The 21932-nt window shown below is 71.8% G+C and carries 22 protein-coding genes; 14 read left to right on the plus strand and 8 right to left on the minus strand.

Annotated features, from left to right (window positions below):
- Positions 1 to 79: 79 nt before the first annotated feature.
- The 4 genes from OIE74_RS13550 to OIE74_RS13565 all read right to left on the minus strand — a co-directional run bounded on the left by OIE74_RS13550 (position 80) and on the right by OIE74_RS13565 (position 4643).
- Positions 80 to 1252, minus strand: coding sequence for a GGDEF domain-containing protein (locus OIE74_RS13550; protein ID WP_329382520.1), 1173 nt, complete (start codon positions 1250 to 1252; stop codon positions 80 to 82).
- Between the two features lie 126 nt (positions 1253 to 1378).
- Entirely contained in the window at positions 1379 to 2182 is an 804-nt protein-coding gene (locus OIE74_RS13555; protein ID WP_329382523.1) for an enoyl-CoA hydratase/isomerase family protein, read from the minus strand.
- A gap of 261 nt (positions 2183 to 2443) precedes the next feature.
- On the minus strand, positions 2444 to 3601 hold the full coding sequence (locus OIE74_RS13560; RefSeq protein ID WP_329382526.1) for an adenylate/guanylate cyclase domain-containing protein: 1158 nt from the start codon (positions 3599 to 3601) through the stop codon (positions 2444 to 2446).
- Positions 3602 to 3764: 163 nt separating this feature from the next.
- Complete coding sequence (locus tag OIE74_RS13565; protein WP_329382529.1) at positions 3765 to 4643, minus strand: biotin--[acetyl-CoA-carboxylase] ligase; 879 nt, start codon at positions 4641 to 4643, stop codon at positions 3765 to 3767.
- Positions 4644 to 4792: 149 nt separating this feature from the next.
- On the opposite strand from OIE74_RS13565, the gene OIE74_RS13570 reads away from it, so the two are divergent.
- From OIE74_RS13570 to OIE74_RS13585, 4 genes are all read left to right on the plus strand, one after another.
- Positions 4793 to 6388 carry an acyl-CoA carboxylase subunit beta gene (locus tag OIE74_RS13570; protein ID WP_329382531.1) on the plus strand — a complete coding sequence of 532 codons (1596 nt, stop codon included), beginning with the start codon at positions 4793 to 4795 and terminating at the stop codon, positions 6386 to 6388.
- A gap of 9 nt (positions 6389 to 6397) precedes the next feature.
- On the plus strand, positions 6398 to 6604 hold the full coding sequence (locus OIE74_RS13575; protein ID WP_329382533.1) for an acyl-CoA carboxylase epsilon subunit: 207 nt from the start codon (positions 6398 to 6400) through the stop codon (positions 6602 to 6604).
- A 272-nt stretch (positions 6605 to 6876) separates the two neighbouring features.
- Positions 6877 to 7005: a morphogenic membrane protein MmpB gene (gene mmpB, locus OIE74_RS13580; RefSeq protein WP_329382535.1), complete on the plus strand. Its 129-nt coding sequence runs from the start codon at positions 6877 to 6879 to the stop codon at positions 7003 to 7005.
- A 70-nt stretch (positions 7006 to 7075) separates the two neighbouring features.
- Entirely contained in the window at positions 7076 to 7681 is a 606-nt protein-coding gene (locus OIE74_RS13585) for a Maf family protein (protein WP_329382538.1), read from the plus strand.
- Between the two features lie 31 nt (positions 7682 to 7712).
- Here OIE74_RS13585 and OIE74_RS13590 read toward each other — a convergent pair whose 3' ends face one another.
- Positions 7713 to 8183: a hypothetical protein gene (locus OIE74_RS13590; RefSeq protein ID WP_329382541.1), complete on the minus strand. Its 471-nt coding sequence runs from the start codon at positions 8181 to 8183 to the stop codon at positions 7713 to 7715.
- A gap of 347 nt (positions 8184 to 8530) precedes the next feature.
- Between OIE74_RS13590 and OIE74_RS13595 the strand changes: the two genes are divergently transcribed.
- Positions 8531 to 10285, plus strand: a complete 1755-nt coding sequence (locus OIE74_RS13595; protein ID WP_329382544.1) for an acetyl/propionyl/methylcrotonyl-CoA carboxylase subunit alpha — start codon at positions 8531 to 8533, stop codon at positions 10283 to 10285.
- Between the two features lie 220 nt (positions 10286 to 10505).
- Positions 10506 to 11117 (plus strand): TetR/AcrR family transcriptional regulator, encoded by a 612-nt coding sequence (locus OIE74_RS13600; protein WP_329382547.1) that lies wholly within the window; start codon positions 10506 to 10508, stop codon positions 11115 to 11117.
- A gap of 26 nt (positions 11118 to 11143) precedes the next feature.
- Here the strand turns inward: OIE74_RS13600 and OIE74_RS13605 are convergent, their stop codons facing one another.
- Positions 11144 to 12094, minus strand: coding sequence for a DeoR/GlpR family DNA-binding transcription regulator (locus tag OIE74_RS13605; RefSeq protein ID WP_443076104.1), 951 nt, complete (start codon positions 12092 to 12094; stop codon positions 11144 to 11146).
- Between the two features lie 168 nt (positions 12095 to 12262).
- Positions 12263 to 13702, minus strand: a complete 1440-nt coding sequence (locus OIE74_RS13610; protein WP_329382553.1) for an NAD(P)H-quinone dehydrogenase — start codon at positions 13700 to 13702, stop codon at positions 12263 to 12265.
- A 231-nt stretch (positions 13703 to 13933) separates the two neighbouring features.
- On the opposite strand from OIE74_RS13610, the gene OIE74_RS13615 reads away from it, so the two are divergent.
- The 5 genes from OIE74_RS13615 (at position 13934) to OIE74_RS13635 (ending at position 17773) form a co-directional block, all read left to right on the plus strand.
- Complete coding sequence (locus OIE74_RS13615) at positions 13934 to 14371, plus strand: gamma-glutamylcyclotransferase (RefSeq protein ID WP_329382556.1); 438 nt, start codon at positions 13934 to 13936, stop codon at positions 14369 to 14371.
- Positions 14372 to 14518: 147 nt separating this feature from the next.
- Positions 14519 to 15349 carry a purine-nucleoside phosphorylase gene (locus OIE74_RS13620; RefSeq protein WP_329382559.1) on the plus strand — a complete coding sequence of 277 codons (831 nt, stop codon included), beginning with the start codon at positions 14519 to 14521 and terminating at the stop codon, positions 15347 to 15349.
- A 118-nt stretch (positions 15350 to 15467) separates the two neighbouring features.
- Positions 15468 to 17117, plus strand: coding sequence for a phospho-sugar mutase (locus tag OIE74_RS13625; RefSeq protein ID WP_329382561.1), 1650 nt, complete (start codon positions 15468 to 15470; stop codon positions 17115 to 17117).
- A 188-nt stretch (positions 17118 to 17305) separates the two neighbouring features.
- Complete coding sequence (locus tag OIE74_RS13630) at positions 17306 to 17554, plus strand: hypothetical protein (RefSeq protein ID WP_329382565.1); 249 nt, start codon at positions 17306 to 17308, stop codon at positions 17552 to 17554.
- Between the two features lie 3 nt (positions 17555 to 17557).
- Positions 17558 to 17773 (plus strand): hypothetical protein, encoded by a 216-nt coding sequence (locus OIE74_RS13635; RefSeq protein WP_329382568.1) that lies wholly within the window; start codon positions 17558 to 17560, stop codon positions 17771 to 17773.
- Here OIE74_RS13635 and OIE74_RS13640 read toward each other — a convergent pair.
- Positions 17763 to 18398 (minus strand): PH domain-containing protein, encoded by a 636-nt coding sequence (locus OIE74_RS13640; protein ID WP_329382571.1) that lies wholly within the window; start codon positions 18396 to 18398, stop codon positions 17763 to 17765. The two genes, OIE74_RS13635 and OIE74_RS13640, sit on opposite strands and share 11 nt — an antisense overlap.
- A gap of 135 nt (positions 18399 to 18533) precedes the next feature.
- Here OIE74_RS13640 and deoC point away from each other — a divergent pair, with 135 nt between their 5' ends.
- Genes deoC through OIE74_RS13655 form a run of 3 tightly spaced genes read left to right on the plus strand, consistent with a single transcriptional unit; the run spans position 18534 to position 21858 of the window.
- On the plus strand, positions 18534 to 19511 hold the full coding sequence (gene deoC, locus OIE74_RS13645; protein WP_329382574.1) for a deoxyribose-phosphate aldolase: 978 nt from the start codon (positions 18534 to 18536) through the stop codon (positions 19509 to 19511).
- A 6-nt stretch (positions 19512 to 19517) separates the two neighbouring features.
- Entirely contained in the window at positions 19518 to 20975 is a 1458-nt protein-coding gene (locus OIE74_RS13650; protein ID WP_329382577.1) for an aldehyde dehydrogenase family protein, read from the plus strand.
- The gene (locus OIE74_RS13655; protein WP_329382578.1) at positions 20968 to 21858 is read left to right on the plus strand and encodes an aldehyde dehydrogenase family protein; all 891 of its coding nucleotides are present in this window, start codon (positions 20968 to 20970) and stop codon (positions 21856 to 21858) included. Before OIE74_RS13650 ends, OIE74_RS13655 begins: the two co-directional genes overlap by 8 nt.
- Positions 21859 to 21932 lie beyond the last annotated feature (74 nt).

A 21932-nucleotide genomic window follows, 5' to 3' on the forward strand; every position in this document is an offset into this window, starting at 1 on the left:
GGTCGGTGTCCGGGTGCCGCTCCGGGGTCATGCCCGGAGGCCCCGACCCCCGCCCGTCAGCCGACAACCGCAACCCCGTTCACCCACCCCCTCCGGGAGGAACCCGCGTCCCCCGGAACCTCCGGCGCTCCCCCACCACCGGAGGCCCCGGCGGCGGCTCGTCCGCCAGTCGCACCACTCCCCCGTCCCGCCCCGCCACCACCGGCCCCACCGACCGCGCCGCCTTCGCGCGGTACTGCGCCGCGTCCGCCAGCCGGAACAGCCGCCGCGCCGACCTCAGCGGCCCGATCGGATCCCCCGTCGACGCGATCCCGCACGCCACCCCCTCCCCCAGCGCCAACTCCGCGGCCCGGTGGCAGAGTTCATCGGCGACCTCGACCACGTCGTCCGCCGCCGGCCCCACCGTCAGCAGACAGAACTCGTCGCCCCCCAGCCGCGCCACCAGCGCTCCCGGCAGCCGCGCCCCGCAGAGGGAGAGCAGCGATCCGAACCGTTCCAGCAGCCGGTCACCGACCGCGTGCCCATGGGTGTCGTTGACCCGCTTGAGCCCGTTGAGGTCGCAGACGACCAGGCTGACGACCGACCCGTCCTCCCGGTGCAGCGCGACCGCCTCGTCCAGGCGCATGTCCACCGCGCGGCGGTTCGCGAGCCCGGTCAGCGGGTCCGTGAAGGCCAGCCGCCGGGCCTCTTCGAGCCGTTCCGTCTGCGCGATCCCCGACGCCACGACGGAGGCGATGACGGTCGCGAAGGCCGCGTCGGCGCGCTCGAAGACCGGCGCCCCGAGCGGCCTCGCCACGTACAGCTCGCCCCACGCCCGCCCGTGCAGCACGATCGGCGCGACGACGCAGCACCCCCGGCCGCGTCTACGGAGCGCGGCGACCCGTTGGTGGCAGTAGCCCGGCTCACCGCCGGCGACGGTGGCGGCCGGTCCTTCGACCGTCTCGACCCACGCGTTGGGCTCACCCCCGCCCGCCCAGCGCTCGTGCAGGAACTCCGCGATCTCGGGGAACCGGTGCACGGGATACGACTCGTCGTCGGGGAACTCCTCCTCCCCCTCGGCCAGGTCCCCCGCGTTCACGAGGACCTTGAGCTGCCCGAGGTCCCGCTCCCACACGGACAGCGCCGCGAAGCTGCCGGCCAGCGCGTCACGCGCGCCGAGCGCCGCGGCCCGCCAGGACTCGTGGGGGGTCTGCGCCGAAGCCATGGCCTGTGCGAGCTCCACCACGGCGCGAAGCCGTACGTCCTCTCCCATCACCCCACCTTAGGGCGCTTTGTGGTGATTTGATCACTCGGAGCGAGGCGTCGTCACTCTCCGTCCACAACCCGTCCACAGGGTCCACAAGGTCCGGGGAGCCAGGCAAGATCGACAAGACACCGCCTACTCGCCGGGCCACTCCGGCTTCCGCTTCTCGTTGAACGCGGCCACACCCTCCGTACGGTCCCCGGAGAAGGCCACCGACCGCCACGCCGCGTCCTCGACCTCCAGACCCGCCCGCAGGTCGAGCCCGTGCCCGAGCCGCAGGGCCCGCTTCGCCGCCCGGAGCCCGACCGGCGAGTTCGCGGCGATACGGGAGGCCAGCGCAAGCGCCTCGTCGCGGTCGGCCGCCTCCCCCGCCAGCTGGTCGACCAGGCCGAGCGCGTGCGCCTCCGGGGCCTCCAACCGCCGTGCGGTGAAGATCAGTTCGGCCGCGCGGGCGGCTCCCACGCGGCGCGGCAGCAGTTGCGTACCACCGCCGCCGGGGATGACGCCCACCGACACCTCGGGCAGCCCGACGACCGCCGTCGGGTCGGCGACGATCAGGTCGCAGGAGAGCGCCAGCTCGAACCCGCCGCCGAGGGCGAAGCCGTGGACGGCTGCGATGGCGGGCATCGGGAGTTCCAGGACGCCGGTGTACGCGGCGCGGGCGGTCGGCCGCTGCCGTACCAGCTCGGCGTCGCTCAGCGAGTTCCGTTCCTTGAGGTCCGCTCCGACGCAGAAGGCGCGTGGGTGGGTGGAGGTGAGGACGGTGACGCGTACGTCCCGGTCGGCGCCGAGCGCCGCGCAGGCCGCGCCGATGGAACGCGCCATCTCGGTGGAGACCGCGTTCATGGCCTTGGGCCGGTCGAGCACCAGCTCGGCCACATGACCGTGCCGGCGTACGGCGACGAACTCCCCGTACCGCCGCTCGTCCTCTGTGCCCACCGCGCCCACCCGCTTCCCGGTCAACGATCGTTGACCGGGATCATAGGCCGCGGCCCGTACGCCGGGGGGGGCAGGCCCAGGGTCTGTCTTTCGGATCAGGCCGGATCAGGGAGCGCCCGCTGCGGCAGCGGCTGATGTCCCGTTGGTGCGTGCGATCGCAAGGCGGAGGAGGGAGACGACGCGGAGCGTTGGCGACCGACGACAACGCGGCGAGCGTGCGTGCCAGGGACCGCGAGCCCGGCAAGATCCGAAAGACAGACCCTAGGGCTTGGGCCGCCGGGTCAGGAGCCACGGCTCCACGACGCCCAGGCCCCGCACCGGCCGCTGCCACATCGGCTGTATGGCGAAGCGGTACGAGGGCGGCTCCTCGCCCGCCTTCTCGGCCTCGGCGGCGTGCTCCGCCGCCTCGGCCTCGGACGCGGGGGTGTCGCCCGTCCGGATCAGCTCCTCCGCGAGCGCGCCGTCGACCAGGACGGCGTCCTTGGGAGCTATCGAGGTGAGCCGGCTCGCGAGGTTGACCGTATTGCCGAAGACGTCACCCATCCGGGTGGTGACGGTGCCGAACGCGATGCCCACGCGCAGCGCCGGCATCGAGTCGTCGTGCGTCATGGTCTCTATGAGCCGCAGCGCGATCTCCGTGGCCGTGCCCGCGTCGTCGGCGGCGTACAGGACCTCGTCGCCGAGCGTCTTGATGAGCCGGCCGCCGTGCGCGGCCACCAGGTCGGCGCAGGTCGTCTCGAACGCCTCGACCAGCTCGCCCAGCTCCTCCTCCTCAAGACGGCGGGTCAGCCGGGTGAACCCCACGAGGTCCGCGAAGCCGACGGCGAGACGGCGGTCGACCATCTCCTCGTCGTCGGCGGCCTGGACGACACGTCCGGTGGCGGCGGCGAGCTGACGCCGCCACACGTACACCAGGAACTCCTCCAGCTCCGGGAGCAACAGCTCGACCAGGGGGTACGTGACCTCGGTCCGGGTCATTCCGGGCTCGGGCGGTTCCGTGAGCCCCGCGAGGAAGGAGTCGATCTGCCACTCCGCCAGGCGGGCGGTGGTCTGCCCGGTCGACCGGGCGACCTGGATCGCCATCGGCTCGCTCAGCAGCCCGGCCTCGACCAGACCGGCGAGGCGGCGCAGCGCGAGGACGTCGGCCTCGGTGAGGGCCCGTGCCTGCCCGATGTCCGCGAAGCCCATGGCCCGCCAGAAGCGGGAGGCGAGGTCCATCGAGACACCGGCGGTGCGGGCGGCCTGGAAGGGGGTGTAGCGGCGCTCGGCGCCGATGATGAGCTGTTCGAGCCGGATGGCGAGGGGGTCGTCGGTGGGCTCGGCCGTGTGGTCGACGGCGTGGTGCGGGGTGGGGTGTGCGGAGGAGTCCGACGGCGGCTTTTCGTCCCCACCACCGGAGGTCGTGTCGTCGACCGTCACCAGCCGCCTCCTGCCCGTTCCCTGCGCACTGCCCTGCCGATCTGTCGTGGGTCGCCTCAACGATACGGCAGGTCGGGGCTGTCGGGGTCGCCGTTGCGGGTAGTCGTGACAGCCGGGCAGGCCGGCCCCGGAGCGCCTCCGTCCGCCACCGCGATCCCGGCGGCTACGAGGCGCGCAGATGCACCACGTCCCCGGCGCCCACGGTCTCCCGGCCGCCGCCCTCCGTCGCGATCACCAGCCGCCCGTCACCGTCGATCGCGACCGCGTCGCCCACCACCTGCCGCTCGCCCGGCAGCTCCGCCCGCACCGGCCGCCCGAGCGTCGCGCAGCCCGTCACGTACGCCTCCTGGAGACCCGATGCCGCCGGGTCCCCGCCGGCGTCCCGCCACTCGCCGTACCACCGCTCCAGGCCCCGCAGCACCGCCCGCAGCAGCGGATCGCGGTCGACCGAGACCGCGTTGGCGAGCGCGAGCGAACCGGCGCCGGGGACGGGCAGCTCCGACTCGGTGAGGGTGACGTTCAGGCCGACGCCGACGATCACGGCGTCGGCCCCCGCGCGCTCCGCGAGGATCCCGCCCGCCTTCCGCTCCTCCTTGGCACTCTCGTCGCCCTCCTTTCCGCCGACCGTCACCAGCAGGTCGTTGGGCCACTTCAGCGCCGTGTCCACGCCCGCCGTCCGCGCGACGGCCGTCGCGACCGCGACGCCGGTGAGCAGCGGCAGCCACCCCCAGCGCTCGACGGGTACGTCCGGTCCCGGCCGCAGTAGTACGGAGAGGAACAGTCCGGAGCGGGCGGGCGCCGACCAGCCGCGGTCCAGCCGCCCGCGCCCCCGGGTCTGTTCCTCGGCGACGAGCACCGCGCCTTCGGGGAGGCTGTCCGCGCGGGCGGCGAGGTCGGAGTTGGTGGATCCGATCGTGGTGACGACGTCGAGCGAGCTCCACAGACGGCCCGGCACGATCAGCCCCCGGCGCAGGGCGGTGGTGTTGAGGGGCGGGCGTTCGAGGTCGCTCCAGCGGCTGCCCGCGGCATTGTGCTCGGTCATGCGCGTCAGCCTAGGTCTTGTCCGGTGGGTCTTCGCGGGCCCGGCGCGGGGGCAACCGGGTGTGGCCAACGACGCACTGCCGAACGTCGGGGCCGCCGATACGCTACGGATCAGTAGCCACACCCCGAGCCGCAGGGAGCCGCATCCCCATGTCCGAGCCGGAAACCGCCCGCGGAACAGAGAACAGCCACACCACAGCGGGGAAGATCGCGGATCTCCAGCGCCGTATCGAGGAGGCCACGAACGCGGGCTCCGCGCGGGCGGTGGAGAAGCAGCACGCCAAGGGCAAGCTCACGGCCCGCGAACGGATCGACCTCCTTATGGATGAGGGGTCGTTCGTCGAGCTGGACGAGTTCGCCCGGCACCGCTCCACCAACTTCGGCATCGAGAAGAACCGTCCGTACGGAGACGGTGTCGTGACCGGTTACGGCACGGTCGACGGCCGCCCGGTCTGCGTCTACTCGCAGGACTTCACGATCTTCGGCGGTTCACTCGGCGAGGTCTACGGCGAGAAGATCGTCAAGGTCATGGACTTCGCGCTGAAGACCGGCTGCCCGATCATCGGCATCAACGACGGCGGCGGCGCCCGTATCCAGGAGGGCGTGGTCGCGCTCGGCCTGTTCGCCGAGATCTTCCGCCGCAACGTGCACGCGTCGGGCGTCGTCCCGCAGATCAGCCTCATCGTCGGGCCGTGCGCGGGCGGCGCCGTCTACTCCCCCGCGATCACCGACTTCACCGTGATGGTCGACCAGACCTCGCACATGTTCATCACAGGACCGGATGTGATCAAGACGGTCACCGGCGAGGACGTCGGCTTCGAGGAGCTGGGCGGAGCGCGTACGCACAACACGACGTCCGGCGTCGCGCACCATATGGCGGGTGACGAGAAGGACGCCGTCGAGTACGTGAAGTCACTCCTGTCGTACCTGCCGTCGAACAACCTCTCCGAGCCGCCCGCCTTCCCGGAGGTGGCCGAAGTGGCGCCCACCGCCGAGGATCTGGAGCTGGACGCGCTGATCCCGGACTCGGCGAACCAGCCGTACGACATGCACTCCGCCATCGAGCATGTGCTGGACGACTCCGAATTCCTGGAGACCCAGGCGCTGTTCGCGCCGAACATCATCACCGGGTACGGACGGGTCGAGGGCTATCCGGTCGGCATCGTCGCCAACCAGCCGATGCAGTTCGCGGGTTGTCTGGACATCAACGCCTCGGAGAAGGCGGCGCGGTTCGTGCGCACCTGCGACGCGTTCAACATCCCGGTCATCACGTTCGTGGATGTGCCGGGCTTCCTGCCGGGTGTCGACCAGGAGTACGGCGGCATCATCCGGCGCGGCGCCAAGCTGATCTACGCGTACGCCGAGGCGACCGTCCCGCTGATCACGGTGATCACCCGGAAGGCGTTCGGCGGCGCGTACGACGTCATGGGCTCCAAGCATCTGGGCGCCGACCTCAATCTGGCCTGGCCGACGGCGCAGATCGCGGTGATGGGGGCGCAGGGCGCGGTCAACATCCTGCACCGGCGTACGATCGCCGCCGCCGAGGACCAGGAGGCGACGCGGGCCGGTCTGATCGCGGAGTACGAGGACGCGCTGCTGAATCCGTACGTCGCGGCCGAGCGCGGCTATGTCGACGCGATCATCCTGCCGCACGAGACGCGGGCCCATCTGGTGAAGGGCCTGCGGCAGTTGCGTACGAAGCGGGAGAGCCTGCCCCCGAAGAAGCACGGCAACATCCCTCTGTAGGAGGCCGGAATGATCAAGGTCGTACGAGGCAACCCGACCCCCGAGGAACTGGCCGCCGCACTCGCGGTGGTCCGGGCACGCGCGGCGGCCGCGGAGGGGTCCGGGCCGGCCGGCCCGCCGCCCCCGCCGGGCTGGTCGGACCCGGCCCGCGTCGCACGCCGCGAGAGCCGCCGCCCGGGGCCCCGGGCGTGGGCACGCACGTACTGGCCGGGCTAGGCCTAGGGTCTGTCGTTTGGATCAGGCCGGATGAGGGAGCGGGGTCTGGTGCGGGCGGTCGCAAGGCGGAGGAGGGAGTCAACGCGGAGGGGGCACCTCCCGTGCCCCCTTGGGGGCTACGGGGGAGTTGGCGACCGACGACAACGCGGCGGGCGTGCGTGCCAGGGACCGCGAGCCCGGCAAGATCCAAACGACAGACCCTAGCCGCGGGCGGGGCCGCTTGAGTACGGGTACTCAGGCGTTCCCGCCGCCGCGCGCGCAGGATCGGGTGCATGCTCTGGTCGGACCCCGAGGACGAACCTCCCAAGGAAATGCGGGACATGCAGGCGATGATGCGCCGCGCCGGTGTCGTCCTCGCGCTGGCCATGGTCCTGGCGATGATCGTCTCCGGCGTCCGCTGACGCCCCGGGTGCGCCGGGACGGCCCCGGCCCCTTCCAGGAGACGGCCCCCGGGTGACTACCCTGCTGGTCATGACCGATCAGCGCCGCCGCCTCGTCCTCGCCTCCGCGTCTCCCGCCCGCCTCAGCCTGCTGAAGCAGGCCGGCCTCGCGCCCGACGTCATCGTCAGCGGGGTCGACGAGGACGCCCTGTCCGCGGCCACACCCGCCGCCCTGGCGCGGGTACTTGCCGAGGCCAAAGCCGCCGCCGTCGCCGCGCTGCCGGAGGCCGCGGGCGCACTGGTCGTCGGCTGCGACTCGGTGCTGGAGCTGGACGGCGAGGCGCACGGCAAGCCCGCCGACGCCGAGGAGGCCACGGCCCGTTGGAAGGCGATGCGCGGCCGGTCGGGCGTGCTGCGGACCGGGCACTGCGTCATCGACACGGTCACCGGTCGCAGCGTCTCGGAGACCGGCTCGACCACGGTGCGCTTCGGGGAGCCGACGGACGCGGAGATCGCGGCGTACGTCGCGTCGGGTGAACCCCTGTACGTGGCGGGGGCGTTCACGCTGGACGGCCGCTCGGCGCCGTTCGTCGACTCGATCGACGGCAACCACGGGAACGTGCTCGGGCTCTCGATGCCGCTGCTGCGCGCGCTGCTGGCCGAGCACGGCGTCACGATCACCGATCTCTGGGCGTGACCGCGCCGCCCGCGCCCGGTCCCGGGAGCGTTCAGACGGCCGACGGGCCGGGCTCGACCGGGGCGGCGTCGGCAGGCCCGGCAGGCCCGGCGGTTTTGGCGGCCGGTTCCTGCTGCTCGCCGTACGCGACGAGCGTCAGCACTATCAGCCCCAGCACGACCATCATGAACACGAACGCCGTCCAGCCCACCAGGCCCACCGCCAGCGCGCCGAGCGCCCCGTGCAGGACCGCGCAGCTGATCAGGACCGGCTTCGCGACCCGGCCGAAGCCCGTGTCCGTTATCGCCGCGTGCACCAGCAGGACCGCGCACCCGAGCAGATAGAGTCCGAGCGCGCCGCCCGCCGACCAGGCGCCGGTGGACATGGCGTCCGGGTCGAGTCCGGCGAGTGACATCTGCTGGTTGTCGACAACGGTGGCCATCAGACCGTTGACGAAAACGAAGCCGACAGCTTCCACGAGCAGCACGATCGCGGCCACCCAGGCCACCGGTCTGCGCACCATGGCGTCCACCTTTTCCCCTGTTACCCGAAGTACGTACGGCATCGGGAAGGCTACTCACCGGTAAACCTTCGGACAAGGGCCTGGGCAGAGGCAAAGAATCCGGTAGGCGTTAGTGGAAACTCCACAAAGAATAATGAGACGCGCCGGGGCGCTCTGACAGAGACCTTGGCCACTTACGGCGATTACTGTTCGGTTGAAAGTCCCGGCGTACCCTTGCGTCACAAGGGATTTCGCGACTTGAGCGGGCCTCGGATCACACTGCGTGTGGGCAAGCTCACCACTGGGGACGGGTCGATGAGTCGTGTCGGCAGTCCCTAAACTCAGCTTGTTTCCAGGAGGGAGCCATCGTGCGCAAGGTGCTCATCGCCAATCGTGGCGAAATCGCTGTCCGTGTTGCTCGTGCGTGCCGGGATGCCGGGATCGGCTCGGTGGCTGTGTATGCGGACCCGGACCGGGATGCGTCGCATGTGCGGGCGGCCGATGAGGCGTTCGCGCTGGGTGGGGACACCCCGGCGGCGAGTTATCTGGATGTGGGGAAGGTTCTTCAGGCGGCGAAGGACTCGGGTGCGGACGCGGTGCATCCTGGGTACGGGTTCCTGTCGGAGAACGCGGAGTTCGCGCAGGCGGTGCTGGACGCGGGGCTGACCTGGATCGGCCCGCCGCCGCAGGCGATCCGCGACCTGGGCGACAAGGTCGCCGCCCGGCACATCGCGCAGCGCGCCGGCGCCCCGCTGGTCGCGGGCACCCCCGACCCGGTGGCGGGTGCGGATGAGGTGGTGGCGTTCGCCAAGGAGCACGGGCTGCCGATCGCGATCAAGGCGGCGTTCGGCGGCGGCGGGCGCGGCCTGAAGGTCGCCCGCACCCTGGAGGAAGTACCGGAGCTGTACGACTCGGCGGTGCGCGAGGCGGTCGCGGCGTTCGGGCGCGGCGAGTGCTTCGTCGAGCGCTACCTCGACAAACCCCGGCACGTGGAAACGCAGTGCCTGGCCGACGCGCACGGCAACGTCGTCGTGGTCTCCACCCGCGACTGCTCGCTGCAGCGCCGCCACCAGAAGCTCGTCGAGGAGGCCCCCGCCCCGTTCCTGTCGAAGGAGCAGAACGAGCAGCTGTACACGGCGTCGAAGGCGATCCTGAAGGAAGCCGGCTACATCGGCGCGGGCACGGTGGAGTTCCTCGTCGGGACCGACGGCACGATCTCCTTCCTGGAGGTCAACACCCGTCTCCAGGTGGAACACCCGGTCACCGAAGAGGTCACCGGCATCGACCTCGTACGCGAGATGTTCCGCATCGCCGACGGCGAGAAGCTCGGCTACGACGACCCGCCGGTCCGCGGCCACTCGATCGAGTTCCGTATCAACGGCGAGGACCCGGGCCGCGGCTTCCTGCCCGCGCCCGGCACCGTCACCCTCTTCCGCCCCCCGACCGGCCCCGGCGTACGCCTGGACGCCGGAGTGGAGACGGGGAGCGTCATCGGCCCCGCCTGGGACTCCCTCCTCGCGAAGCTGGTCATCACCGGCGCCACCCGGGAGCAGGCCCTCCAGCGCGCCGCGCGTGCGCTGGGTGAGTTCCAGGTCGAGGGCATGGCCACCGCGATCCCCTTCCACCGCGCGGTCGTGGTCGACCCGGCGTTCACCGCCGACCCGTTCACGGTCCACACCCGCTGGATCGAGACCGAGTTCGTCAACACCATCCCCGCCTTCACCACCCCCGCCGACACCGACACCGACGACGAACCCGGCCGCGAGACGGTCGTCGTGGAGGTCGGGGGCAAGCGCCTGGAGGTCTCGCTGCCCTCCAGCCTCGGCATGAGCCTGGCCCGGACGGGCCTCGCCGCCGGCGCCCGCCCCAAGCGCCGCGCCACGAAGAAGGCCGGCTCCGCGGCGTCCGGCGACACCCTCGCCTCACCCATGCAGGGCACGATCGTCAAGGTCGCGGTCGAAGAGGGCCAGCAGGTCGAGGAGGGCGACCTCGTCGTCGTACTCGAAGCCATGAAGATGGAACAGCCCCTCAACGCCCACCGCTCCGGCACCATCAAGGGCCTCACCGCCGAGATCGGCGCCTCCCTCACCTCCGGCGCCACCATCTGCGAGATCAAGGACTGACCCTCGCTCGTCCCAACGGCCCCGCCGGGCACAACCGGCGGGGCCGTTGTGCGCCGCCCCGGGGAGTGACGGCTGAACCGGCGTTCAGCCCGAGAGACCCGGTCCGCAGTGGCATCCTGGAGACCACACAGACCGCAGGGAGCGCACAGGCCCCGGCGACCGCACGGGCCTCTCACCTCACACGGCCGCCCCGTGCCCCGTAGCGACAGGAAGGACCGCGATGGCGAGCACCAGTGACGCGCCGCCCCGGCCCATGCGCGCCGACGCGCGGCGGAATTACGAGCGGGTGCTCGGCGAGGCGCGTTCCGCGTTCGCCGAACACGGCACCGATGCCTCGCTGGAGGATGTCGCCCGCCGCGCCGGGGTCGGCATCGGCACGCTGTACCGGCACTTCCCGACCCGCCACGCCCTGATGAACGCGGTCTTCCAGGAAGCGCTCGCCGATCTGCTCGACCGCTCGCGCGAACTCGCCGACTCCGACCGGCCCTGCCATGCGCTGGTGGCCTGGCTGCGCGCGCTGATCACGCACGCGGGTGAGTACCGCGGCCTCTCCCGCGCGCTCATGTCGGCCTCGCACGACAGGAGTTCAGCCCTGACGCAGTGCAGCGCGGGGCTCCGTACGGCGGGCGAGCAGCTGCTCGTACGGGCGCAGGTGACCGGGGCCGTGCGGACGGACACGTCCATCGACGACCTGATGCAGCTGACGAACGCGATCGCGCTCGCCGCCGAACAGGCGCCGGACGACCCGGAGTTGGCCGACCGGCTGCTGACGCTGACGCTGACCGGCCTGAAGGGGCCCCACGAGAACGGCGCCGCCGGACACACCGCGTAAGCGGCCCCTCCGGCCCGCCGTCCCCTTCAGCGGCGGCGCAGGTCCGCCACTCGCGCCCGCGCTCCCGGCTGCTCCGCGAGCGCCCCCGCCGACGCCGCCCTGCGCGGCACCTGCGGTCCCGGCCCGGCGCCTCCGTGCGTACGGCGCTGGCCCGGCAGGGGGGTGTCCCGCCGGGGCTGGCGCCCCGGCGGGACCGCTTCGCCGTTCCCCGGACCGCCCGACCCCGATCCGGTGGCACCCGCCACCGTGATCTGTACGCCCTGGTCGGCGAGGGCCTGGAGTTCGGTCGCCGCGCGGTCGTCGTGCGCGGGCGGATCGTCGGTGACCAGCCGGGTGATCACGTCGCTGGGCACCGTCTGGAACATCGTGTCGGTGCCCAGCTTGGTGTGGTCGGCGAGCACCACGACCTCGGCCGCCGCCTGCACCAGCGCGCGATCGACGCTGGCCGACAGCATGTTGGAGGTCGACAGACCACGCTCGGCGGTGAGCCCGCTCCCGGACAGGAACGCCCGGGAGACCCGCAGCCCTTGGAGCGACTGTTCGGCACCGCTGCCGACCAGCGCGTAGTTGGAACCGCGCAACGTGCCGCCGGTCATGACGACTTCGACCCTGTTGGCATGGGCCAGCGCCTGTGCGACCAGCAGGGAGTTGGTGACGACGGTCAGTCCCGGGATCCGCGCGAGCCGGCGGGCCAGCTCCTGCGTGGTCGTACCGGCGCCGACCACCACGGCTTCGCCTTCTTCGACGAGGCTCGCGGCGAGATCGGCGATGGCCGTCTTCTCCGCCGTGGCGAGATGGGATTTTTGCGGAAAGCCGGATTCTCGCGTGAATCCACCCGGCAGTACCGCACCGCCGTGCCGGCGGTCGAGGAGTCCTTCGGCCTCCAGCGCCCGCACGTCCCGCCGTACGGTCACTTCGGAGGTCTGGACGACGCGGGCGAGCTCACGGAGCGACACGGCTCCGTTGGCGCGCACCATTTCAAGGATTAACTGGCGACGTTCTGCAGCGAACACGAAACTGACAGTAACCCCAACAACCGTCTGTATTCAGCGGTTCGCGCCGAAATACGGAAGGTCAACCTACGAGGCAGTGCCAAGTGGTATGGGAGCGCCGCCCCGATCGCCGGTGTACGCCCCTGACCTGGGTCAACCCTCGTCGTCCTGCTTGCGGCTGTGCAACTGGCGTGCGACTTCCGCGATCGAACCCGACAGAGAGGGGTACACAGTGAATGCGTTTGCGATCTGTTCGACGGTCATATTGTTGTCGACCGCGATCGAGATCGGGTGAATCAGCTCACTGGCGCGCGGCGCCACGACCACACCGCCGACGACGATCCCGGTGCCCGGCCGGCAGAAGATCTTGACGAATCCGTCCCTGATGCCCTGCATCTTGGCGCGCGGGTTGCGCAGCAGCGGCAGCTTCACGACCCGCGCGTCGATCCTCCCGCTGTCCACGTCCGCCTGGCTGTAGCCGACCGTCGCGATCTCCGGGTCGGTGAAGACGTTGGAGGAGACGGTCTTGAGGTCTAGCGGGGCGACCGCGTCGCCGAGGAAGTGGTACATCGCGATACGGCCCTGCATGGCGGCGACCGAGGCGAGCGCGAAGATGCCGGTGACGTCGCCCGCCGCGTAGACGCCGGGAGCGGTCGTGCGCGACACCCGGTCGGTCCAGATGTGGCCCGAGTCCTTGACCCGGACCCCGGCCTCCTCCAGGCCCATGCCCTCGGCGTTCGGGATCGCGCCGACCGCCATCAGGCAGTGCGTGCCGGAGATGACGCGGCCGTCGGCGAGCGTCACCTCTACGCGTTCGCCGACGCGCTTGGCGGAGGAGGCCCGGGAGCGCGACATCACGTTCATGCCGCGGCGCCGGAAGACGTCTTCCAGTACGGCGGCGGCGTCCGGGTCCTCGCCGGGCAGCACGCGGTCGCGGGAGGACACGAGCGTGACGCGCGAGCCGAGCGCCTGGTAGGCGCCGGCGAACTCGGCGCCGGTGACACCGGATCCGACCACGATCAGCTCTTCGGGGAGCTCCGTGAGGTCGTACACCTGCGTCCAGTTGAGGATGCGCTTGCCGTCGGGGAGCGCGTCGGGGATCTCGCGCGGGTGCGCGCCGGTCGCGATCAGCACGGCGTCGGCGGTCAGCGACTCCTCCGAGCCGTCGGCCGAGGTCACGATCACCTGGCGGGAGCCGTCGGTGGCCTGCCGTCCGTCGAGCCGGCCCCGGCCGCGCAGCACGCGGGCCCCGGCGCGGGTGACGGAGGCGGTGATGTCGTGCGACTGGGCGAGCGCGAGGCGCTTGACCCGTCGGTTGACCTTGCCGAGGTCCACGCCGACGACGCGGGCGGCCTGTTCGAGGGGCGGGGTGTCGTCGGCGACGATGATGCCCAGCTCCTCGTAGGAGGAGTCGAAGGTTGTCATCACCTCGGCCGTCGCGATGAGGGTCTTGGACGGTACGCAGTCGGTGAGCACCGAGGCTCCTCCGAGGCCGTCGCAGTCCACGACGCTCACCTCGGCGCCGAGCTGCGCGGCCACCAGGGCCGCCTCGTATCCGCCGGGTCCGCCGCCGATGATCACGATCCGGGTCACGAAAAAATCCGCCTCGCGTTGTCGACCCGACCCGTCTGCCGTCCCGGCCGGGAGTCCGGGGGGTCCCCGGAGGATGCAGTACGTATGCCATTGTCCCGCACTCTTCAAGTCGCTTCGCCCCGGGTCCCTCCCCGTGCGCCGTGAACGAGCCGCGCGCGCCCGGGCGAACCGCGAACGGTCACGCCCACGGGGTTCACCGGGCACGCGTGTCCCTCCCGTACCCTCGTCCCCATGTCGCTCTACGCCGCGTACGCCGGCAACCTCGACGCGCGGCTGATGTCCCGCCGCGCCCCGCACTCCCCGCTGCGCGGCACCGGCTGGCTCAACGGCTGGCGGCTCACCTTCGGCGGGGAGCAGATGGGCTGGGAGGGCGCGCTGGTCACTCTCGTGGAGGCGCCGCGTTCCCAGGTCTTCGTGGCGCTCTACGACATCGCGCCGATGGACGAGGACTCGATGGACCGCTGGGAGGGTGTCGGTCTCGACATATACCGGCGGATGCGGGTGGCCGTGGACACGCTGGACGGCAAGGAGCCGGCGTGGTTGTACGTCCTGAACGGGTACGAGGGCGGGCTGCCCTCCGCGCGCTATCTCGGCGAGCTGGCCGAGGCGGCGGAGTCGGCCGGGGCGCCGCACGACTATGTGATGGAACTGCGAAAGCGGGCGTGCTGAACCGGCACCCCACCCGCACGGAGGCGTCCCGCACCGCCGTGGCAGGCCGCTGACCCGCATGTTCGCGGGAAACGACAGCACAACGATCCGAGGACCGTACGCTCGATCATCTACGCGCGTAGGGCCGGAGCGGTTACGCTCTTCGGCGTGAACGCATCTGTTATCCCGGCCACGGCCGACGGATCCGCCGACCCGCACGCCGCCGCCTCCGCCGCCGCGGTGCGCCTGCGCGAACTCACCGGCGCCGAGACCCATGACGTCGCCCTGGTGATGGGCTCCGGCTGGGCACCCGCCGTCGCCGCCCTGGGAGCACCCGAGGCCGAGTTCCCGGTGACCGAGCTGCCGGGCTTCCCCCCGCCTGCCGTCGCCGGCCACGGCGGGTCGATCCGCTCCTACGTGATCGCCGAGAAGCGCGCGCTGGTCTTCCTGGGCCGTACGCACTACTACGAGGGCCGCGGCGTCGCGGCCGTCGCGCACGGCGTCCGTACGGCGGTCGCCGCCGGCTGCAAGACCGTCGTCCTGACGAACGGCTGCGGCGGGCTGCGCGAGGGGATGCGCCCCGGACAGCCGGTGCTGATCAGTGATCACATCAATCTGACGGCGGCGTCCCCGATCGTCGGCGCGAACTTCGTGGACCTCACGGACCTCTACTCGCCGCGGCTGCGCGCCCTGTGCAAGGAGGTGGACCCCGATCTCGAAGAGGGCGTGTACGTCCAGTTCCCCGGCCCGCACTACGAGACGCCCGCCGAGATCAACATGGTCCGGGTGATGGGCGGTGACCTGGTCGGCATGTCCACCGTGCTGGAGGCCATCGCCGCGCGCGAGGCCGGTGCGGAGGTGCTGGGCATCTCGCTGGTGACGAATCTGGCCGCGGGCCTGTCGGGTGAACCTCTGAACCACGAGGAAGTCCTCCAGGCGGGCCGGGATTCGGCCACGCAGATGGGTGCCCTGCTCGCGCGGGTGCTTGAACGCATCTGAGGCGGGGCAGGCGAGCCGGGCACCGGGGCCGGCTCCGGCTCCGGGTGTCGCGCGCCGACGTCGCGCCGTCCCCGGGCCCAGGGGGTGTCTTGTGGATCTTCAGGAAGGGATACGCACAGTGCAGCAGGACCTCATCGCGCGCGCCGAGACGTGGCTGGCCGAGGACCCGGACAGCGACACGCGGGACGAGCTGCGGGCGCTCCTCGACTCCGGTGATTCGGCCGCGCTGGCCGAACGGTTCGCCGGCACGCTCCAGTTCGGTACGGCCGGGCTCCGCGGCGAGCTGGGCGCCGGGCCGACGCGGATGAACCGGTCGGTGGTCATCCGCGCCGCCGCCGGGCTCGCGGCGTATCTCAAGGCCACCGGGCAGGGTGGCGGCCTCGTCGTCATCGGTTACGACGCCCGCCACAAGTCGGCCGACTTCGCGCGCGACACCGCCGCCGTGATGACCGGCGCGGGGCTGCGCGCCGCCGTGCTGCCGCGTCCGCTGCCGACCCCGCTGCTGGCCTTCGCCATACGGCATCTGGGCGCCGTGGCAGGCGTGGAGGTCACCGCCAGCCACAACCCGCCGCGCGACAACGGCTACAAGGTCTACCTCGGCGACGGCTCCCAGATCGTGCCTCCCATGGACGGCGAGATCGCGGCCGAGATCGCGGCCGTCGGACCGCTGAGCTCCGTGGCGCGCCCGGAGGACGGCTGGCAGATCCTCGGGGACGAGGTGCTGACGGCGTATCTGGAACGTACGGACGCCGTCCTGAGCCCCGGTTCGCCCCGTACCGCGCGCGTGGTCCACACGGCGCTGCACGGCGTCGGTACGGAGACGCTGAACGCCGCCTTCGCGCGGGCCGGCTTCCCCGCGCCCGTCCCGGTGGCCGAACAGGCCGAGCCCGACCCGGACTTCCCCACCGTCGCCTTCCCGAACCCGGAGGAGCCGGGCGCGATGGACCTGGCCTTCGCCACGGCCCGCCGCGCTGCCCCCGACATCGTCATCGCCAACGACCCGGACGCCGACCGCTGCGCGGTGGCCGTCCCGGACGCGGAAGCCGGCGGCGGCTGGCGGATGCTGCGCGGCGACGAGGTGGGCGCGCTGCTGGCCGCGCATCTGGTGAACAAGGGCGCGCGAGGGGTCTTCGCCGAGTCGATCGTGTCGTCGTCGCTGCTCGGCCGGATCGCGGAGGCGGCGGGCGTCGGTTACGAGGAGACGCTCACCGGCTTCAAGTGGATCGCCCGGGTCGACGGCCTGCGGTACGGCTACGAGGAAGCCCTCGGCTACTGCGCCGATCCCGACGGCGTACGCGACAAGGACGGCATCACGGCGGCGCTGCTGGTCGCCGAGCTGGCGTCCGAACTGAAGGAGCGCGGCAGGACCCTCTCCGACCTGCTGGACGATCTGGCGCTCGCGCACGGCCTGCACGCCACGGACCAGCTCTCGGCGCGGGTGGAGGACCTGTCCCTGATCGCGACGGCCATGGAGCGGCTGCGCGACCACCCGCCGACGACGCTGGCGGGCCTGACGGTCACCTCGGCCGAGGACCTCTCGACGGGCACGGCGGGGCTCCCCCCGACGGACGGCCTGCGCTACCACCTGGAGGGCGCGTACCGGGCCCGGGTGATCGTCCGCCCGAGCGGCACGGAACCGAAGCTCAAGTGCTACCTGGAGGTGGTGGTCCCGGTCGATGACACGCCGTCCCTGCCCTCGGCCCGCGCGACGGCCAGGGACGTACTGGCCTCCCTGAAGCGGGACATGGCGGCGGCCGCCGGAATCTGACCGCAGGAGTACGGGACGGCTCCCCGGAGCCGTCCCGTCGCTGATCCGGGCGCCCGCTCCGGGGCAGCGCGGCGGACGCATCGGAGGACGCAGGAGGGCTATGTGTCGAGCAGGAAGTCGAACTCGCCGTCCTTGGCCGCCAAGATGAACGCCCGCATCTCTTCGTCGGTGTAGCGCAGCGCGGGACGATGGGGGCTCTTGGAGTCATCGAGGGCGGCGAGATCCCCCTCGGTATCGATGTCACCCCGCCCACCACCCCGGACGACGCGGAACCCGAACCCGGAGCGACCGCGTACCGATGGGCGACGCTCGGGGAGACGGACATCCTCTGCCCCGGACCGGAACGCGACCGCGTCCACTCCGCCCACGAGGCATGGGCCACCGGGCGGACCGCCTACCTCATCTGCGGCGAACGCTTCACCGCGCGGCCGGCCTGAACGTTGCGTTCGCTGGACGCCATCCACCTGGCCACCGCGACGGTCCTGGGTCCGGACCTGACCGGTCTGGCCACGTACGACGACCGACTGGCCGACGCCGGCAACGACGCCGGATTCGAGATCGTCAGCCCGCGCGGACAACCGGCCCACCCGGACATGCTCGCCGTCCGCGCGGTCGCCGGGCCGACGCTCGTCGCCGACGAGCACCTCAGCCTGTAGCGAGCAGGACCACCAGTACCAGCAGGCCCGCCAGGGCCGGGGCCAGGATCTCGTACGCCCAGCGGGCCTGTGGGGGGCCCTGGGCCTCGGGGCGGGACGCGCAGCGCTCGGCCTGTTCGCGCAGGCCCGCGACCGTGTGGTCCGCGTCGGCCGTCCGCGCGCGTGAGTCCGTGACGTCCGCGCTCACCGACGTCCTGCTGTGCGGGTCGTCGTGGGCGCTCTGCGACTGCCGTCGCGCCGCGCGCTTGCGCTTGCGGAGCGAGACCGGCACCGCCCACAGCTGGTACTTCGCGCCCGCCTCCGTGAACACCTCGCTCGAATACCCGGCCCGCACATCGGCCACGGACGCCCACGGCACGACGATCGTGCGGAACGGGTTCCTGATCCGCAGCCGGTCGTCGTTGGCGAACACCGCCGGCCGGATCGTGAAGGCCACCACGAGCGGCACGGCGAGCAGCAGGCCCGCGAGCGCGAGCCACGGCGTCCTGCCGTGGCCACGGACCACCGCGTCGATCCCGATCCACGCGCCGAGCGCGAGCAGCAGCACACCGCCCGCGATGGCGGCGGGCGACCGGAAGACGCGCTCTGCGTAGGCCGGCTCGGAGGGCTCCTCGGGACTCGTCATGCTTTCGATTCTGCCGTACGCGGCCGACAGTCCCGGCACGCCTCCCGGCGCGCACCCCCACATACCCGCCGGGCAGTCCCGTGCCCCACCCCCTGTACATGCTGCTACGCGCGTAGATATGCTCAGGTGGTGACCATGCCCACGACCGCACCCTCGCCCACAGGCACCGCCGTGGGCGGTGCCCCCCTCGCTGACGTGACCTCGTCCGACAGCTCGCTGCGCCGGTTCCTCCACGGGCTGCCCGGCGTCGATGCCGTCGGCCTGGAGGCGCGCGCCGCCTCGCTCGGCACGCGCTCGATCAAGACGACGGCCAAGGCGTACGCCATCGACCTGGCCATCTCGATGATCGACCTGACGACCCTCGAAGGCTCCGACACGCCGGGCAAGGTCCGGTCGCTCGCCGCCAAGGCCCTGCATCCGGACCCGACCGACCGCACCGTCCCGACGACGGCCGCGCTCTGCGTCTATCCGGACATGGTGGCCACGGCCGTCGCCGCGCTCGCCGGGAGCGACGTGAAGGTCGCCTCCGTCGCCACCGCCTTCCCGGCCGGCCGCACCGCCCTGGCCGTGAAGCTCGCCGACGTACGGGACGCGGTCGCCGCCGGCGCCGACGAGGTCGACATGGTGATCGACCGCGGCGCGTTCCTCGCGGGCCACTATCTGAAGGTCTACGAGGAGATCGTGGCCGTGAAGGCGGAGTGCGGCGCGGCCCGTCTCAAGGTCATCTTCGAGACCGGTGAGCTGTCCACGTACGACAACATCCGCCGCGCCTCCTGGCTCGGCATGGCCGCCGGCGCGGACTTCATCAAGACGTCGACCGGCAAGGTGGCCGTCAACGCCACCCCCGCCAACACGCTGCTGATGCTGGAGGCCGTACGCGACTTCCGCGCCCAGACCGGCGTCCAGGTCGGGGTGAAGCCCGCCGGCGGGATCAGGACCAGCAAGGACGCGATCAAGTTCCTCGTACTGGTCAACGAGACCGTCGGCGAGGACTGGCTGGACAGCCACTGGTTCCGGTTCGGCGCCTCCAGTCTCCTCAACGACCTGCTGATGCAGCGCCAGAAGCTCTCCACCGGCCGCTACTCCGGCCCCGACTACGTCACAGTGGACTGATACACGATGGCTTTCGAATACGCACCGGCCCCCGAGTCACGCTCGGTCGTCGACATCGCGCCGAGCTACGGCCTGTTCATCGACGGCGAGTTCACCGACGCCGCCGACGGCAAGGTCTTCAAGACGGTCTCCCCGGCCACCGAGGAGGTGCTGTCCGAGGTCGCCCGCGCGGGCACCGAAGACGTCGACCGGGCCGTGAAGGCGGCCCGCAAGGCGTTCGCGAAGTGGTCTGCGCTGCCGGGCGCCGAGCGCGCCAAGTACCTCTTCCGGATCGCCCGGATCATCCAGGAGCGCTCACGCGAACTGGCCGTCCTGGAGACCCTCGACAACGGCAAGCCGATCCGCGAGACCCGCGACGCGGACCTCCCGTTGGTCGCCGCGCACTTCTTCTACTACGCGGGCTGGGCCGACAAGCTCGACCACGCCGGGTTCGGCCGGAGGACGACAGAAGGACACAGCGGAACGAACCCGCGCCCGCTCGGCGTCGCCGGCCAGGTCATCCCGTGGAACTTCCCGCTGCTGATGCTCGCGTGGAAGATCGCCCCGGCGCTCGCCACGGGCAACACAGTCGTACTGAAGCCCGCCGAGACCACCCCGCTGAGTGCTCTGTTCTTCGCGGACATCTGCCGCCAGGCGGGCCTGCCGCGCGGCGTCGTCAACATCCTTCCCGGGTACGGCGACACGGGTGCCGCCCTCGTCGGGCACGAGGACATCGACAAGATCGCCTTCACCGGTTCGACCGCCGTCGGCAAGGCCATCGCCCGGCAGATCGCGGGCACCGAGAAGAAGGTCACCCTCGAACTCGGCGGCAAGGGCGCCAACATCGTCTTCGACGACGCCCCGGTCGACCAGGCCGTCGAGGGCATCGTCACGGGCATCTTCTTCAACCAGGGCCAGGTCTGCTGCGCCGGATCGCGGCTGCTGGTCCAGGAGTCGGTCCACGAGGAGCTGCTGGACTCACTGAAGCGCCGGCTCACGACGCTGCGGGTCGGCGACCCGCTGGACAAGAACACGGACCTCGGCGCGATCAACTCCGCCGAACAGCTGGCCCGTATCAGGACGCTGGCCGACGCGGGCGAGGCGGAGGGCGCCGAGCGCTGGTCGCCGGAGTGCGAACTCCCCTCCTCCGGCTACTGGTTCGCGCCGACCCTCTTCACCAATGTCACGCAGGCGCACACCGTCGCGCGCGACGAGATCTTCGGCCCGGTGCTCTCCGTCCTGACGTTCCGCACGCCCGACGAGGCGGTCGCCAAGGCCAACAACACGCAGTACGGCCTCTCCGCCGGCATCTGGACGGAGAAGGGCTCCCGCATCCTCGCCGTCGCCAACAGGCTCCGCGCGGGCGTGGTGTGGGCCAACACGTTCAACAAGTTCGACCCGACCTCGCCCTTCGGCGGCTACAAGGAGTCGGGCTACGGCCGCGAGGGCGGTCGCCACGGCCTGGAGGCGTATCTCGATGTCTGAGTCCGAGCGACTGTCCGTCTTCAAGACCTACAAGCTGTACGTCGGGGGCAAGTTCCCCCGCTCCGAGAGCGGCCGGGTGTACGAGGTGACCGACTCAAAGGGCAGATGGCTCGCCAACGCGCCGCGGTCCTCCCGCAAGGACGCCCGTGACGCCGTCTCCGCAGCCCGCAAGGCGTTCGGCGGCTGGTCGGGCGCCACCGCGTACAACAGGGGCCAGGTGCTCTACCGCGTCGCCGAGATGCTGGAGGGCCGCCGCGACCAGTTCACGGCCGAGGTGGCCGCCGCCGACGGCATCTCCAAGTCCAAGGCCGCCGCGGTCGTGGACGCGACCGTCGACCGCTGGGTCTGGTACGCGGGCTGGACGGACAAGATCGGCCAGGTGACGGGCGGCGCGAACCCCGTGGCCGGCCCGTTCTTCAACCTGTCCACGCCCGAGCCCACGGGCGTCGTGACGGTCCTCGCCCCGCAGGACTCGTCGTTCCTCGGTCTGGTCTCGGTGCTCGCCCCGGTGATCGCCACCGGCAACACGGCGGTGGTCGTGGCGAGCGAGCGCTCCCCGCTGCCCGCCCTGTCGCTGGGCGAGGTGCTGGCAACCTCCGACGTGCCGGGCGGCGTCGTCAACGTCCTCTCGGGCCGTACGGCGGAGCTGGCCACGCCCCTCGCGTCGCACCAGGACGTCAACGGCATCGATCTGTACGGCGCCGACGAGGCGCTGGCCAAGGAGCTGGAGATCGCGGCGGCGGACAACCTGAAGCGGGTGGTGCGCCCGCACCCGGTGGACTTCACCGCCGACCCAGGCACCGGCAGGCTGACGGCCTTCCTGGAGACGAAGACCGTCTGGCACCCCACGGGCAGCCTGGGCGCGTCGGGCTCCGGCTACTGAGCCGCCCCCGCGTACGCCTACGTAAGGAGGCCCGGCCGTCGTCGTGACGGCCGGGCCTCCTTACGTAGGTACGA

This window comes from Streptomyces sp. NBC_01716 (assembly GCF_036248275.1).
Taxonomy (GTDB): Bacteria; Actinomycetota; Actinomycetes; order Streptomycetales; family Streptomycetaceae; genus Streptomyces.